12 protein-coding genes are annotated in these 13,945 nt (G+C 68.0%); 10 read left to right on the forward strand and 2 right to left on the reverse strand.

From position 1 onward, the window contains the following. Positions 1 to 122 precede the first annotated feature (122 nt). The 8 genes from C5E06_RS12240 (at position 123) to C5E06_RS12275 (ending at position 9,623) form a co-directional block, all read left to right on the forward strand. On the forward strand, positions 123 to 1,313 hold the full coding sequence (locus C5E06_RS12240; protein ID WP_258067590.1) for an ROK family protein: 1,191 nt from the start codon (positions 123 to 125) through the stop codon (positions 1,311 to 1,313). 143 nt (positions 1,314 to 1,456) lie between these two features. Continuing rightward, positions 1,457 to 2,530: an alkene reductase gene (locus tag C5E06_RS12245; RefSeq protein WP_104307006.1), complete on the forward strand. Its 1,074-nt coding sequence runs from the start codon at positions 1,457 to 1,459 to the stop codon at positions 2,528 to 2,530. Positions 2,531 to 2,756: 226 nt separating this feature from the next. Beyond that, complete coding sequence (locus C5E06_RS12250; protein WP_104307007.1) at positions 2,757 to 3,788, forward strand: LacI family DNA-binding transcriptional regulator; 1,032 nt, start codon at positions 2,757 to 2,759, stop codon at positions 3,786 to 3,788. Continuing rightward, positions 3,785 to 4,762 carry a sugar ABC transporter permease gene (locus tag C5E06_RS12255; protein ID WP_104307008.1) on the forward strand — a complete coding sequence of 326 codons (978 nt, stop codon included), beginning with the start codon at positions 3,785 to 3,787 and terminating at the stop codon, positions 4,760 to 4,762. Before C5E06_RS12250 ends, C5E06_RS12255 begins: the two co-directional genes overlap by 4 nt. A 122-nt stretch (positions 4,763 to 4,884) precedes the next feature. Next, the gene (locus C5E06_RS12260; RefSeq protein ID WP_228496612.1) at positions 4,885 to 5,757 is read left to right on the forward strand and encodes a carbohydrate ABC transporter permease; all 873 of its coding nucleotides are present in this window, start codon (positions 4,885 to 4,887) and stop codon (positions 5,755 to 5,757) included. 46 nt (positions 5,758 to 5,803) lie between these two features. Next, positions 5,804 to 7,417 carry an extracellular solute-binding protein gene (locus C5E06_RS12265; protein ID WP_104307009.1) on the forward strand — a complete coding sequence of 538 codons (1,614 nt, stop codon included), beginning with the start codon at positions 5,804 to 5,806 and terminating at the stop codon, positions 7,415 to 7,417. Positions 7,418 to 7,592: 175 nt separating this feature from the next. Next, positions 7,593 to 8,978: a glycoside hydrolase family 32 protein gene (locus C5E06_RS12270; RefSeq protein WP_104307010.1), complete on the forward strand. Its 1,386-nt coding sequence runs from the start codon at positions 7,593 to 7,595 to the stop codon at positions 8,976 to 8,978. A gap of 39 nt (positions 8,979 to 9,017) precedes the next feature. Beyond that, on the forward strand, positions 9,018 to 9,623 hold the full coding sequence (locus C5E06_RS12275) for an HD domain-containing protein (RefSeq protein ID WP_104307011.1): 606 nt from the start codon (positions 9,018 to 9,020) through the stop codon (positions 9,621 to 9,623). Between the two features lie 72 nt (positions 9,624 to 9,695). On the opposite strand, the gene C5E06_RS12280 is transcribed toward C5E06_RS12275, so the two are convergent. Both C5E06_RS12280 and C5E06_RS12285 read right to left on the reverse strand, forming a co-directional pair. After that, positions 9,696 to 10,997, reverse strand: coding sequence for an ABC transporter permease (locus C5E06_RS12280; RefSeq protein WP_104307012.1), 1,302 nt, complete (start codon positions 10,995 to 10,997; stop codon positions 9,696 to 9,698). Next, positions 10,994 to 11,692 carry an ABC transporter ATP-binding protein gene (locus tag C5E06_RS12285; protein WP_104241706.1) on the reverse strand — a complete coding sequence of 233 codons (699 nt, stop codon included), beginning with the start codon at positions 11,690 to 11,692 and terminating at the stop codon, positions 10,994 to 10,996. The genes C5E06_RS12280 and C5E06_RS12285 overlap by 4 nt, the downstream gene beginning before the upstream one ends. Before the next feature lie 159 nt (positions 11,693 to 11,851). Here C5E06_RS12285 and C5E06_RS12290 point away from each other — a divergent pair, with 159 nt between their 5' ends. After that, the gene (locus C5E06_RS12290; RefSeq protein WP_258067591.1) at positions 11,852 to 13,129 is read left to right on the forward strand and encodes a sensor histidine kinase; all 1,278 of its coding nucleotides are present in this window, start codon (positions 11,852 to 11,854) and stop codon (positions 13,127 to 13,129) included. Continuing rightward, entirely contained in the window at positions 13,126 to 13,797 is a 672-nt protein-coding gene (locus tag C5E06_RS12295) for a response regulator transcription factor (protein ID WP_104307013.1), read from the forward strand. Before C5E06_RS12290 ends, C5E06_RS12295 begins: the two co-directional genes overlap by 4 nt. Positions 13,798 to 13,945 lie beyond the last annotated feature (148 nt).

Consider the following 13,945-nt stretch of genomic DNA (forward strand, 5'->3'; position numbering starts at 1 on the left):
TGTCCCTTGGGCTGAGCTGGCCGCTGCGGACGCTGGCCAGACATTGAAACGAACACTAAATTTTGTGTCTAAATTTACTGCTGGAGGTAATGTAAACCCACGGCCAGCGAAAGGTCAACACCGTGTTCAGCCTTCCCAGCACCCCACCTCCCCTGAAGCGCGCCAACCTGCAGCTACTGCTCGAGTACGCCTGGAGCTGCGAGGCATTCACCGCGACGGATGCCATGAGCATCGGCCTCACGAGGTCGACCATCATCGACCTCCTTGACGAGCTCGCCGCGTGTGGGCTCGTCACCGAGCTCCCCAACTCGCGACAGGACGGCAGCTACCAGAAGGGGCGACCCGCGCGCCGCTTCGAGTTCGCGGCGGACGCAGGAGTCGTCGTCGGCGTCGACGCCGGACGCGAGCACCTGACGACGACGGTGTCGAACCTCCGTGGCTCGACGATCAGCACCGGCCAGGTCGAGGTCGACCCGGAGGCCGACTCCCCCGAGACGAGGCGGGACCTCCTGCGCCGGGTCGTCACCGACCAGCTCGGCGTGACCGGGCACGCCTTCAAGGAGGTCGCGGCGATCTGCATCGGTGTCCCAGCGCCCGTCGACGCGCGCGGCACCTCCCCCACGCACGTCGACAGGTTCTGGCAGCGCACCAACCCGGACTTCGTGACGGTCTTCGAGGAGCAGATCCCGATCATCCGCGTCGAGAACGACGCCCTGCTCGCCGCCGTCGCGGAGGGCAGCGTGGGTGGAGGCGTCGGCAGCAGCGACTTCGTGACCTTCCTGAGCGGCGAACGCTTCGGTGCGGGCATCGTCGTCGATGGGCGACTGCTCCGTGGCGCCCACGGCGGGGTCGGCGAGATGCTCGGCCTCGACCTCGTGGCCGGCGCGGGAGGCGTCGACGGCCTCGGGCTGCGCGCTGCGCGGCTCGCCAGGGCGGCCGTCGCCGACGGGAACGTGCTGCCCGGGAGCGCACTCCTGCGGGTGGAACCGGAGCAGCTCAATGGCAAGCTCGTGCTCGAAGCGGCCAGGGACGGAGACCCGGACGCTCGTCGGGTCGTCACGGAAGTCGGCGGAGTGCTGGCTCGCATCGTGGGCCTCGTCGCAAGCCTCTTCGACCCCGAGCGGGTCATCATCGCGGGAGGCGTCGCGCCGGGCGCCGACGGCATCATCGCGGCGGCCCGAGAGGAACTTCCCGCACTCCTGCACCTGCCCGTTCCGCAACTCGTGCGCTCAGAGCTCGGCGCCGGAGTCGTGTCGATCGGAGCCGTGCAGCATGCGCTCAGCTCCGTGAGAACCAGCGTCCTCGACCTCTGAACGAGGAGCTCCCCGAACGAGGACTTCCTGAACACGGGCTGCCCGAGCGCGCAACACGCCCGCACGGAATGCGAGCGGGCGTGCCGCTGTTCGATCTGTGGGGCTGCGCATGAGCGGGCCCCGCGATCCGAAAGGCAGTCCCAGTGGACCTCTTCTCCCCCTTGACTCTCGGCGACATCGAGCTCGCCAACCGTGTCGTCATGGCGCCGCTGACCCGCACCCGCGCAGACGCTGCAGGCGTACCGGGTGAGCTCGTCGCGGAGCACTACGCGCAGCGCGCGAGCCTTGGCCTGATCATCACCGAGGGCACCTACCCGAGCGCCGAGTCGCGCGCCTACCCGGGCCAGCCCGGCATCGTCACCCCCGAACAGGCCGAGGGCTGGCGCCGTGTCGCCGAGGCCGTGCACGCCCGCGGCGGGCGCATCGTGATGCAGCTCATGAACGGCGGCCGCGTCTCGCACACCGAGATCACGGGCACCGACCGGATCGTCGCTCCGAGCGCCATCGCGATCGACGGCGAGGTGCGCACCCCGAACGGGAAGCTCCCCTACCCGGTTCCGCACGCACTCACGACGGCTGAGCTCGCCGAGGTCCGCGAGGAGTTCGTGGATGCCGCCAGGCGCGCCATCGAGGCCGGCCTCGACGGCGTCGAGATCCACGGCGCGAACGGCTACCTCCTGCACGAGTTCCTCTCGCCCGTATCGAACCAGCGCACCGACGAGTACGGCGGCTCGCCCGCGGCCCGCGCCCGGTTCGTCGTCGAGGTGACGGCAGCCGTCGCGGAGGCGATCGGCGCGGGACGCGTCGGCGTGCGCCTGTCGCCCGCCCACAACATCCAGGACGTCGTCGAGACGGACGAGGCTGACGTGCGCGCAACCTACGACGCGGTGGCCGATGGCCTCGCCCCACTCGGCCTCGCGTACCTGAGCGTGCTGCACGCCGACCCGGAAGGCGCGCTGGTGCAGGACCTGCGGGCCCGCTTCGGCGGCGCCTTCATCGCGAACAGCGGCTTCAGCAGCGTCACGACCCGCGAGGAGGCCCTCAACCTCGTCGGCCAGGGCAACGCGGATGCGGTGGCCGTCGGCCGCCTCGCGATCGCGAACCCCGACCTCGTCGAGCGCTGGCAGGGCGACCACCCCGAGAACGAGCCGAACCCGGCGACCTTCTACGGCGAAGGGGCGGTCGGCTACACCGACTACCCGCGGCTCTCCGCGTAACCCGCGCAGCCCAGCGAGGCGCGCGCCACCCTGCCAGAACGGCAGGACGGCAGGACGGCAGGACGGCAGCTCGCGCACGACGCCACCCGACTGATCTAGGGGTGGCGTCGTGCGCGGTTCGATCACGCACCGATGTCGTGCGTCGTTGCTCCACACCGCCATTGCGGATCTCCGCCCCCGTGCTAGCATGCGTTATACGATTAACTGATCCACGAGGAGGTGGGCAATGGCGAGACGCCCCAAGACGACGACGATGTCACAGGTGGCAGAGCACGCCGGTGTATCGCAGGCCACGGTGTCGCTGGTGCTCAACAACGTCGCGGGCTCCCGCGTCGCCGAAGCCACCAAGGAGCGCGTTCTGGAAGCGGTCCGCGAGCTCGACTACCGGACGAACGCCTTCGCGAAGACCCTGCGGAGCGGCGAGTCCGAGATGATCGGCTTCATCTCCGACGAAGTGGCCAGCTCCCCCTTCGCCGGCGGGCTCCTGAAAGGCGCACAGCGCCTCGCTTGGGAGAACGGCAACGTGATCCTGACCGTCGACACCTACAACGACGCTGGACTCGAGCAGGCCGCCGTCGAGATGATGCAGTCCTACCGAGTGCGCGGCGTCGTCTACGCCTCGATGTACCACCGGATCCTCGATGTCCCCGAGGCACTCAGCGGAGTGCCCACCGTCGTCGTCAACGCGCAGGACCGCGCCGGCCTCGTGCCGAGCGTGTTCCCCGACGAGGAGATGGGTGGCTACGCGGCAACGCGCCAGCTGCTCGACGCGGGCCACACGAAGCTGGCGATGATCAACATCCAGCCCCAGATCAGCGACCTGCCGGCCGGTATCGGACGCCTCGCCGGGTTCCGGCGAGCGCTCACCGAAGCTGGCCTCTCACCGAGGCCCGAGTGGATCCTCCCCGGCACCGGAATCGTCGAGGATGGCCTGCGACTCACGAAGGAGCTCATGGCGGGCGACGACCGACCGACGGCGATCTTCTGCGGCAACGACCGAACCGCCTGGGGCGCCTACCGCGCCCTCGAGGCCCTCGGCCTCAGCGTGCCAGACGACTGCTCCATCATCGGCTTCGACAACCACGAGATGCTCGCGCCCCACCTCGACCCCGGCCTGACCACGGTCGCCCTTCCCTACGAGCAGATGGCGCGGACCGCCATCGACCTGCTCCTCGAACCGACATCCTCCCCATCCCTTCACATCCCACTCGAGTGCACCGTCGTGACTCGCGGGTCTGTAGCAAAGGCCAAAGCATGACCACGAAGATCACCCTCCCGGCACGCAAACCACGGCAGTCCCGGCAGCCGCGCCGCCCGCGACGAGATTTCAGAACTGAAGTCCACCGCGCCATGCGGAGCTGGCAGTTATACGTATTACTTCTCCCCGCACTCGCCTCGGTGCTGGTCTTCAAGTACTGGCCCATGTACGGCGCGCAGATCGCCTTCCGCAACTACAACCCGGCAGACGGATTCGCCGGGAGCCCCTGGGTGGGGCTCGAGCACTTCGAACGCTTCGTCACCTCGTTCCAGTTCGAGCGACTCATCGCGAACACCCTGACGCTGAACGCACTCGGGCTGCTCATCGCGTTCCCCGTGCCGATCATCCTGGCGCTCATCGTCAACCAGCTGCAGAGCGAGCGCTTCAAGAAGTTCACGCAGACCGTCCTCTACTCGCCGTCGTTCATCTCGGTGGTGGTCGTCGTCGGCATGATCTACCTGCTCTTCTCGCCGAGATCCGGAATCGTCAACAACGCCATCACGGTGTTGGGCGGCGACCCCATCTTCTTCATGGGCTCGGCGGAGTGGTTCAGGCCCCTCTACATCGGCTCGGACATCTGGCAGAACGCGGGATTCTCGATGATCGTCTACCTCGCCGCCCTGACCGCCATCGACCCGTCGCTCCACGAAGCGGCGCGCGTCGACGGGGCCAACAAGTGGCAGCGGATCCGGCACATCGACATCCCCGGGATCCTCCCCGTCATCACGATCCTCTTCATCCTCGCGATCGGGAACCTCTTCAACCTCGGCTTCGAGAAGGTCCTCCTCATGCAGACCGACCTCAACCTGCCGACCTCCGAGGTCATCCAGACCTACGTGTACCAAGCCGGCCTCAAGCAGGCCCAGTTCAGCTACTCGGCCGCCATCGGCCTCTTCAACTCCCTCATCAACATGGTGCTGCTCCTGACCTTCAACTGGGTCGCGAAGCGTGCAGGCCAGTCGACTCTCTGGTGATGAACATGACTTCAACGGCCTCACGCCCCCAATCCGATGCACCCGCGCCGCTCGACCACGGCGCGCGACCCCGGGTGGCTCCCCACCCTGTGCCGCGCCGACGGGACCCCTGGCGCAAGCGCATGGCAGACCCGGTCTTCAACACCTTCGCGGTTGGGACCCTGCTGCTCGCCATCGCCGCCGTCCTGTACCCGCTGTACTTCATCGTGATCGCCTCCGTCAGCGAACCCGCCGAGATCCTCAACGGCAACGTCTGGCTGTGGCCCCAGGGGTTCACCCTCGAGGGCTACGCCAGGATCTTCGCGGACGCGGCCATCTGGCAGGGCTTCGGGAACTCCGTGCTCTACACGAGCGTCGGCACCCTCATCAGCGTCGTGTCGATCCTCTGCGGCGCGTACGCGCTCTCGCGGAAGGACCTGTACGGGCGCAAGGTCCTCATGCTCGTCTTCATCCTCACGATGTTCATCGACGGCGGCCTCATCGCCCGCTACCTCGTCGTGCGCGACCTCGGCATGCTGGACACGATCTGGGCCGTCGTGCTCCCCGGTGCGGTCGGCGTCTGGAACCTCATCATCGCGAGGGCCTTCTTCGAGAACAACGTCCCGAGCGAGCTCCGGGAAGCCGCTCAGATCGATGGAGCGAACGACTTCCGCTTCTTCTTCCAGATCGTGCTCCCGCTCTCGAAGCCCCTCATCTTCCTCATGATCATGATCCACCTCGTCGCGAACTGGAACGCCTTCTTCGACGCCCTCATCTACCTCGACGACGAGAGCAAGTACCCACTCCAGCTTGTCCTCAGAAACGTGCTCATCCAGTCGGAGGTCAACTCCGCAGGAGGCACGGGCGCAGTCGATTCCTACGCCGCCGCTCAGCGCCTGGGCGAGCTCATGAAGTACGGAATGATCGTCATCTCGAGCCTGCCGCTGCTCATCGTTCTGCCCTTCATGCAGAAGCACTTCACCAAGGGCGCCCTTCTCGGCGCCGTCAAGAGCTGAACAGCTCCTCATCCCACCATCGCTCGACAAGAAAGACAGAACGAACATGAAACAGCGACGTTTCGCGACCTCGATCGCCCTCGTGACCGTGAGCGGCCTCCTGCTGACCGGATGCACCGGCGGCAGCGGCGGCGGCGAGCTCACCGACCTCTCCTCCGACTACGGATTCAACGCCGAAGGGCTGCCCATCGTCACCGAGCCCCTGAGTCTCACGTTCGGCGGCACCAAGTCAGCGCTCGCCCCCGACTACGCCTCCATGGAACTCGTCCAGCAATGGGCAGCGGACACCAACATCACGATCGACTGGCGCAACCTGCCCGAGCAGGTCTACGCCGAGAAGAAGAACCTCATGCTGGCCGGAGACGAGCTCCCCGACGTGCTCTTCAACTCGGGCCTGAGCGACTCCGAGATCGTCCAGAACGGCTCGAACGGCACCCTCATCCCGCTCGAGGACCTCATCGCAGCGCACGCGCCCACCCTCTCCGGCATCCTCGACGCTCGACCTGACATCAGGGCCGCGCTCACCGCATCCGACGGGCACATCTACACGCTCCCCTCCGTCGAGGAGCTCGGCATCCTCCAGTACCCGAACTTCCTCTACATCAACAAGCAGTGGCTCGACACCCTGGGCCTCCCGATGCCGACCACGATCGACGAATACCAGGCTGCGCTCGAGGCGTTCAAGACACGCGACCCGAACGGCAACGGCAAGGCCGACGAGGTCCCACTTTCGTTCCGAACCGACTCCTTCGCCGCCAACCCCTCCGACCTCATCACCGCCCTCGGCGGCCAGCCGGAGAACAACGACCACCGCATCGTCCGCGACGGGACCGTGGAATTCACCGCCAACACGAGCGAGTACCGTGCCGGCGTCGAAGCGCTCGGCGAGTGGTACGCGGACGGGCTCATCGACCCCGAATCGTTCTCGCAGGACGACGTCGCCTACCTGTCCAAGGGCAAGGCGGAGACGCCGATCCTCGGGTCCTTCTTCTGGTGGGAGCTCGAAGAGATGGTCGGCGAGGACAAGAGCGGCGACTACGAGCTGGTCGGCGTCCTCGAGGGCACGAACGGCGAGCGCCTCGCGAGCGTCTCCAACAACCAGGAGATCAACCGCGGCGCCATGGCGCTCACCCGCGCCAACCAGTACCCGTCAGCGACCATCCGCTGGGCAGATCGCCTCTTCGACCCGGTCATGTCGGCCCAGACCAGCTGGGGACCCATCGGCGTGACGCTGGAAGAGGACGCAGCTGGCATCCTCGTGCAGATCCCCGCCCCGGAGGGCGAGTCCGAAGGCGAACGACGCCAGAAGGTCGCCCCGGGCGGCCCCAAGATCACGACAGCCGAGGACTTCGAGACGGTCGTCGCGCCAGAGCCCCGCGCGAAGCTGCGCCAGGACCTCGTGAACGAGAACTACGCGCCATACGCCGCCAACGAGGCGTACCCACCAGTGCTGCTGTCGAACGAGGAGCTCGACCAGACCGCCTTCGCGCTCACCGACATCAACAGCCTCGTGAAGGAGAAGTTCGCGAGCTGGGTCGTGAACGGGAACATCGACGCCGAATGGGAGAGCTACACGTCTCAGCTCGAGGGTCTCGGCGTCGCAGAGGTCACCGACATCTACCAGCAGGCCTACGACCGGTTCCAGCAAGGCGGCGAGTAGCCGAGGTGCGGCGGGACTCTCCCGGTCCCGCCGCCATCGCGCCTACCCCGTCCGAAGCGCAGAACCGCCCCGCACGAGCTGCCACCGGCAGAGATCAGCTGCCTGAGCTCACGTGCAAGAGATCTCCCGTGAGCGCTCACCCGTGAGTGCTCACCTTCAAGAACGGAACGCATCCATGACCATGACTCCCCCGACGACCACGGCCGTCACCCCGCTGCGGCCATCCGCTCACTTCACGTCCCACACGTCCTGGCTGAACGACCCGAACGGACTCGTCTACCACCAGGGCGTCTACCACCTGTTCTTCCAGACGAACCCGTTCGGCAGCACCTGGGGCAACATCTCCTGGGGGCACGCCACGTCCACCGACCTCGTGTCCTGGACGGAGCAGACCGTCGCGATTCCCGCTACCGACGAGGAGATGGCGTTCTCGGGAAGCGCCGTCGTCGACACCCGCAACACGGCCGGCTTCGCGAACGACGGCGAGACGGCCCTCGTCGCCATCTACACGAGCGCACGCCCACCCGTGGGAGAGAAGCCCGGCCTGCAGGCGCAGTCGCTCGCCTTCAGCACCGATGACGGCGCCACCTGGACGCGGTACGCGGGGAACCCGGTCCTCGACATCGGCTCGTCCGAGTTCCGAGACCCGAAGGTCTTCTGGCACGGCGGCGACGACGGCAACTGGGTCATGGTGGTGGTGGATGCGGTCGCCAGGAAGGTGCTGTTCTACACCTCGAACAACCTCATCGACTGGACGTTCGCGTCGGACTTCGGGCCAGCGCACGCGACGAGTGGCGTCTGGGAATGCCCCGACCTCTTCCCGCTCCGAGTCGAGGAGACCGGGGAGACGCGGTGGGTGCTGATCGTGAGCATGAACCCCGGAGCGCGGGCCGGCGGGTCCGGCACGCAGTACTTCGTCGGCGACTTCGACGGCACCACCTTCGTCGCCGAGCGCCTGACCGCCTCCGACGATCTTGAGGAGTACGACTGGCTCGACCACGGGCGGGACTACTACGCGGCCGTTTCCTTCGACAACGCCCCGGACAACCGCCGCCTCATGATCGGCTGGGCGAGCAACTGGGACTACGCCAACGAGACGCCGACCTCGCCGTGGCGCTCCGCGATGTCGCTCGTCCGCGAGATGAGGCTCGTGCGCTGTGCCGACGGCCGCCACCGGCTGGGCCAGGTTCCGGTCATCGGGGAAGGCCACGCGGGCATGACCATCTCGGAGCACACGATCGCCGTCGAGCCGGGTAGTCGGTCGACGATCGTGCTCGACAGCGATGGGGCTACCGACGAGCAGGTGCTGGTCCACTTCGATCGCGACGCGCACTCCGCCAGCCTCACCCTCGAGCGCGGGAGCAGCGGCATCGTGGACTTCCATCCCCGGTTCGCGGCCCCCAACCGAGTGCCGATCGGCGCGCACATCGCGTCACCCATCGACGTCAGGATCGTGGTGGACGCGACCGTCATCGAGATCTTCCTCGCCGACGGCACGCAGACGGTGACGGAGCAGATCTTCCCGAGTGTTCCGCTGAGCCGCGCACGAACACAGCAGTGAGCAGCGGCACGGACCTCGGATCACGTGGGACAGTTGGCCATGCGCATCGCCGACTTCCCCGTCCCTGATTCCGCCGCCGCCCGAGGCGCGCTCGAGCTGGCGCTCCAGTACCAGACGGCGTCGCTCACCGCCCACGCCGTCCGCTCGTGGCTGTGGGCGGAGGGCATCGCCGCGGTCGAGGGCCGAGCTGGTGTCGACCACGAGCTGCTCTACGTCGCAGCTCTCCTCCACGACATCGGGACGGTGACGGAGTACGACAACCACACCGTCTCCTACGAGCACGCGGGCGGGCACGTCGCCGTCGCCCTGACGGCCGGTGCGGGCTGGGCCGCGGAGCGTCGAGCGCGGGTCCTCGACGTGATCGTGCGCCACAACTGGACGAGCGTCGACCCACGATTGGATCTCGAGGGGTACCTGCTCGAACGCGCAACCGGCCTCGACATCACCGGGAGCAGGCCGGATGCCCTGCCGGAGGGATTCCTGCGGGAGGTCCTGGCAGCGCATCCGCGAGGCGCGATCGCCGCCGAGTTCGGTGCATGCGTGACCGACCAGGCGGCGAGGAAGCCGACGACCTCCGCCCGCAGGCTCGTCGACGGCGGCCTCCTCCAGAAGCTCGCGGCGAACCCGCTGGAGCAGCTCGGGTAGTCGCTGAGTTCCGGCGGTTCCAGCGGCTCCACCGGGACTCATCCCCGTTCTCGTTCAGGTTCACTGCCACCGTCACTCGTAGCGCAGCGACTCCACCGGGTCGGCTCGTGCGGCTCGAGCCGCAGGCAGCGTCCCTGCCAGGAACGCGATGACCATGACGACGAGGATGACCACGCCGATCGAGACCGGGTCGAACGCGATGAGCGTCAGCCCCGGCAGGTCCGCCAGCAGCGTCGTCGCGAGCGAGGCACTGATGACCGTCCCGGCGACCACCGCGACGACCGCACCGATCGCGCTCCCCAGCAAGCCGATGAACGCCGCCTCGATGCTGAACAGCGTGAACACTCGGCCGCTGCCCATCCCCATGGCCTTCATCAACCCGATCTCGCGAGTTCGCTCCTGCACGGACATCAGCAGCGTGTTGACGATGCCGAAGCTCGCAGCGAGGAGCGCGATCACCGCGAAGGCGTTCAGCACGAGCACGATCCCGTCGATCACCGTCTTGATCGTGCCGAGCTGATCGGCGACGGTGCTCCCGGTGTAGCCGGCATCCGAGAGCCGCTGCTTGAGGAGATCGATGTCGCCGCTGCTCGCATCCAGGCTGAACCAGACCGTGGCCTGTGCGTAGCGCTCAACCTGATCCGCAGGGATCCCGATGTTCTGCGTGGCGTAGAGCTGATCCGTGAGCGCGTCGTTCGGCACGAGCGCTGCCCCCGTCGGCGAGGCGATGCTCTCCTCGGCGACGCCGACGACAACCGCCTGGGTCTCGTGGGTGCCGCGGAGCGCATCCGTGCTGCCGATCGTCACGGTCTGGCCGACCGCCGAATCCGCGTCGGCGAAGCCGAGCGGCTCGACGTAGGACGTCGGCAGCAGCACCTGCAGCTCGCCGCTCGCATCATCGGGATCGGAGCCGGCCTGCAGCTGGACGGTCTGACCCTCCACGAGACTTCCCGCCCCCACCGCGAACCTCGTGCCAGCACCGGCCTGCACGAAGTCGACCGAGAGCGACTTCGTGGCCTGCACGTCGACGACACCCTCGATGCCCGCGAGCGACTCCAGGTCGGCGGGCAGGAGCGCGGTGACGGTCGACCCTGGAGGGCCTGCGCTCGCAACGGCGTCCGGGTTGTATTCGAGCGGGCCGGACTCGCCGCTGCCGAAGCCCGTCGCGTCGCTCGTCTTCGTCACCGTCAAGGTGTCCGCCGCCCCCACCCCGTTGACGGTGTCGTCGATGTAAGCGTTGATGCCCGTGCCGAGCCCATTCGTGAGCGTCAGCGTGAACGCTCCGACGAAGATCGCCAGGATCGTGAGGAGCAGGCGAGTCTTCGAGCGGAACGTGTTCGAGACGGCGGTGCCGATGAGGTCCATGGTTCTCATGCCGCCACCTGCGCAGAGTCTTCGACGATCAGGCCATCGCGGATCAGGATGCGGCGATCGCAGCGCGCCGCGAGGTCCTCATCGTGGGTGACGACGATCAAGGTGATGCCGTTCTCCCGGTTCAGACGGAACAGGATGTCCTCGACAACTCCGCCGGTGCCGGTGTCGAGATTGCCCGTCGGCTCATCCGCGAAGATGATCCTCGGATTGTTGACGAGCGCACGCGCGATCACGGTCCGCTGCTTCTGGCCGCCAGACAGGTTGAGGGCCTTGCTCCTCGCCTTGTCATCGAGCTCGAGCTGCTCGAGCGCCGCCAGCCCGCGCTTGCGCCGCTCGCCGCGCGGAACGCCGGCGATTTTCATGGGGAGCACCACGTTCTCGAGCACGGAGACGTTCGGGGTGAGGAAGAACTGCTGGAACACGAAGCCGAACGTCTTGTTCCTGGTTCGGTTGAGCCTCTTCCCCCGCAGCGTCCGGGTGTCGGTGCCCTCCAACTCCACGGTGCCCGAGGTCGGCACGTCCAAGAGCGCGAGCACGTGCATGAGGGTCGACTTCCCCGAGCCGCTCTTCCCGACGATGGCCAGGCTCTCCCCCTCGCGGATGTCGAAGCTCACGCCCTTCAGGGCTTCGAAGCGGTTCTGTCCCCGACCGTACGAGCGACGGACATCGCGGACGGAGATGATCGGTGCTGGCATGCTGCCTCCTAGCTGGTGCCGAGGTCTCGACCCTCTGATGCTCGCGGCTCCCCGAGCGCCGCGCGTCCCCCGACCGCGGTCACCGAGTACTGCGGATGCGGTACAGCCGTGCTCTCGACGGGGGACGCGCGAGCAAGATGCGGCGGGCACACTTGGTCCATGCAGGAATCCCGCAGCACCGCGCCCGGCCAGGGCAGGCCGCACTCGCCGATGGCAGGCCGCGCCAGGACGCTCCCCCGAGCGCCATCCTGGGTCGTCGACGTGCTGGCTGCGCTCTTCATCGTCGGCGTCGCCGTCATGCCGTTCGGCGGGGACGAGTTTCGACCGAGCACACCCTTCGCGTTCGCGATGGTCCTGGCCCCGGCCGCCCTCCTGCCGTTCCGCCGCCGCTACCCGGTCACCGTGCTCGTCGCGACGCTCGTGATCTACGGAGCCACCGCACTGACCGGAACCCTCTCACCCGGCGTCGTCCTGGCCGCAGCGATGGCGATGTTCAGCGTCGCGACGCAGTCGACCCGCCGCAGGGCGGCCCTCACCGCGGCCCTCGCCGTCCTCGGCGTCGCCCTGCTCAGTCTGTTCGCAGCGCTCGGAAGCGTCTTCGATCCGCGTGCGATCCAGTTCGCGGTCACCATCGCCTTCGCCGCGGCCGCCGGAGACGCGACCCGCTCCCGGCGCGAGTACATCGTCGCGATCACCGAGCGAGCCGAACGCGCCGAGCAGACCCGCGAATCGGAGGCACGCCGTCGTGTCACCGAGGAGAGGCTTCGGATCGCGCGCGACCTGCACGACGCCGTCGCCCACCAGATCTCCGTCATCAGTCTGAACGCCGGGGTCGCCTCGAGCACCCTCCGGACCCGCCCCGAGCGAGCCGAGGACGCGCTCCTCACCATCCGAGGGGCTGCACGCTCAGTGCTCGCCGAGATCGGCGACCTGCTCACCGTGCTCCGCGCCGACGACACAGGCGACGCATCCGCCGCCCCACAGCCTGGACTCGAACGGCTCGACGCCCTCGTCGAGTCGTTCGGCGAAGCAGGACTCCACGTCAAGGTGCGAGCTGAGGGCGAGCTGCAGCAGGTCACGGGCGCGACGAGCCTCGTCGCGTACCGCGTCATCCAGGAATCGCTGACGAACGCGCACAAGCACGGCGCCGAGAACCGCGCGCACGTCCTGCTTGCCCTCACGGAGACGGAGCTGCGCGTCATCGTCACGAACCCCGTGTCGGGCCCAGTCGCGGCGGCGGACTCGCCCCTTGCCACGGACGAGCCGGACGCCCGCGCGTCGGGCGGGCTTGGGCTCCTCGGCCTCCGCGAGCGGGTCGCCTCGGTGCGCGGCACCGTCACGACAGGCACAGCCGCGGGCGGCTACCGTGTGGCTGTGACCCTCCCCCGGCAGGACCGTCCGCACCTCGGCGCAGCCGCCCACGGAGACCCCCGATGACCCGCGTGCTCGTCGTCGACGACCAGGCCCTCATCCGGCAGGCCGTTTCCGACATCCTGGGCCAGGAGCCCGGCATCGACGTCGTCGGCGAGGCACGAAACGGCAGGGAGGCCGTGGCGCTCGTCGCCACGCTGCGACCCGACGTCGTGCTGATGGACATCCGGATGCCGGAGCTCGACGGGATCGAGGCGACCGCCGCCATCTGCGGCGATCCGCGGAACACCGACGTGCGCGTGCTCATCCTGACCACCTTCGAAGAGGACGAGTACCTGCTGGCCGCCCTCCGCGCCGGAGCGAGCGGCTTCATCGGGAAGGGTGCAGAACCCGACGACATCGTCCGAGCCGTCCGCGCGGTCCACGCCGGCGACGCACTGCTCTCTCCGGCCGCGACCCGCAGCCTCATCACGAGATACGTGCTCCGCTCGCAGCCAACAGGCACCTCCGTCGTGCCGCAGCAGCTCGAGCAGCTGACGGATCGCGAGCGCGAGGTGCTGCTCCTCGTCGCTCGCGGACACGCCAACGCCGAGATCGCCGAGCTGCTCTTCATCTCGCCGCACACGGCGAAGACGCACGTGAACCGCATCATGGCGAAGGTCCACGCCCACGACCGGGCGCAGCTCGTGATCATCGCCTACGAGAGCGGACTCTTATCGCCCGGAGGGCACTGAGACTCGTCTGGGGAGCACAGCGACTCACCGGAGAGCACGGAGAAGAGACGGTGCAGAGACCTGGCGGTGCCAGCACCGTGCGGGCCGTCACAGCGCATCAGCGGAGGGCGCCGCACACGCAGACGCCCCGCCGGAACCGGGTGGTTCA

Source organism: Pseudoclavibacter sp. RFBI5 (assembly GCF_002931395.1).
In the GTDB taxonomy this organism is placed as follows: Bacteria; Actinomycetota; Actinomycetes; order Actinomycetales; family Microbacteriaceae; genus Pseudoclavibacter.

Excerpts from the sequence above, each read along its gene's own strand:
- C5E06_RS12250 (WP_104307007.1), top strand. The coding sequence starts at position 2,757 with ATGGCGAGACGCCCCAAGACGACGACGATGTCACAGGTGGCAGAGCAC.
- C5E06_RS12255 (WP_104307008.1), top strand. The coding sequence starts at position 3,785 with ATGACCACGAAGATCACCCTCCCGGCACGCAAACCACGGCAGTCCCGG.
- C5E06_RS12260 (WP_228496612.1), top strand. The coding sequence starts at position 4,885 with ATGGCAGACCCGGTCTTCAACACCTTCGCGGTTGGGACCCTGCTGCTC.
- C5E06_RS12265 (WP_104307009.1), top strand. The coding sequence starts at position 5,804 with ATGAAACAGCGACGTTTCGCGACCTCGATCGCCCTCGTGACCGTGAGC.
- C5E06_RS12270 (WP_104307010.1), top strand. The coding sequence starts at position 7,593 with ATGACCATGACTCCCCCGACGACCACGGCCGTCACCCCGCTGCGGCCA.
- C5E06_RS12275 (WP_104307011.1), top strand. The coding sequence starts at position 9,018 with ATGCGCATCGCCGACTTCCCCGTCCCTGATTCCGCCGCCGCCCGAGGC.
- C5E06_RS12280 (WP_104307012.1), bottom strand. The coding sequence starts at position 10,997 with ATGAGAACCATGGACCTCATCGGCACCGCCGTCTCGAACACGTTCCGC.
- C5E06_RS12285 (WP_104241706.1), bottom strand. The coding sequence starts at position 11,692 with ATGCCAGCACCGATCATCTCCGTCCGCGATGTCCGTCGCTCGTACGGT.
- C5E06_RS12290 (WP_258067591.1), top strand. The coding sequence starts at position 11,852 with ATGCAGGAATCCCGCAGCACCGCGCCCGGCCAGGGCAGGCCGCACTCG.
- C5E06_RS12295 (WP_104307013.1), top strand. The coding sequence starts at position 13,126 with ATGACCCGCGTGCTCGTCGTCGACGACCAGGCCCTCATCCGGCAGGCC.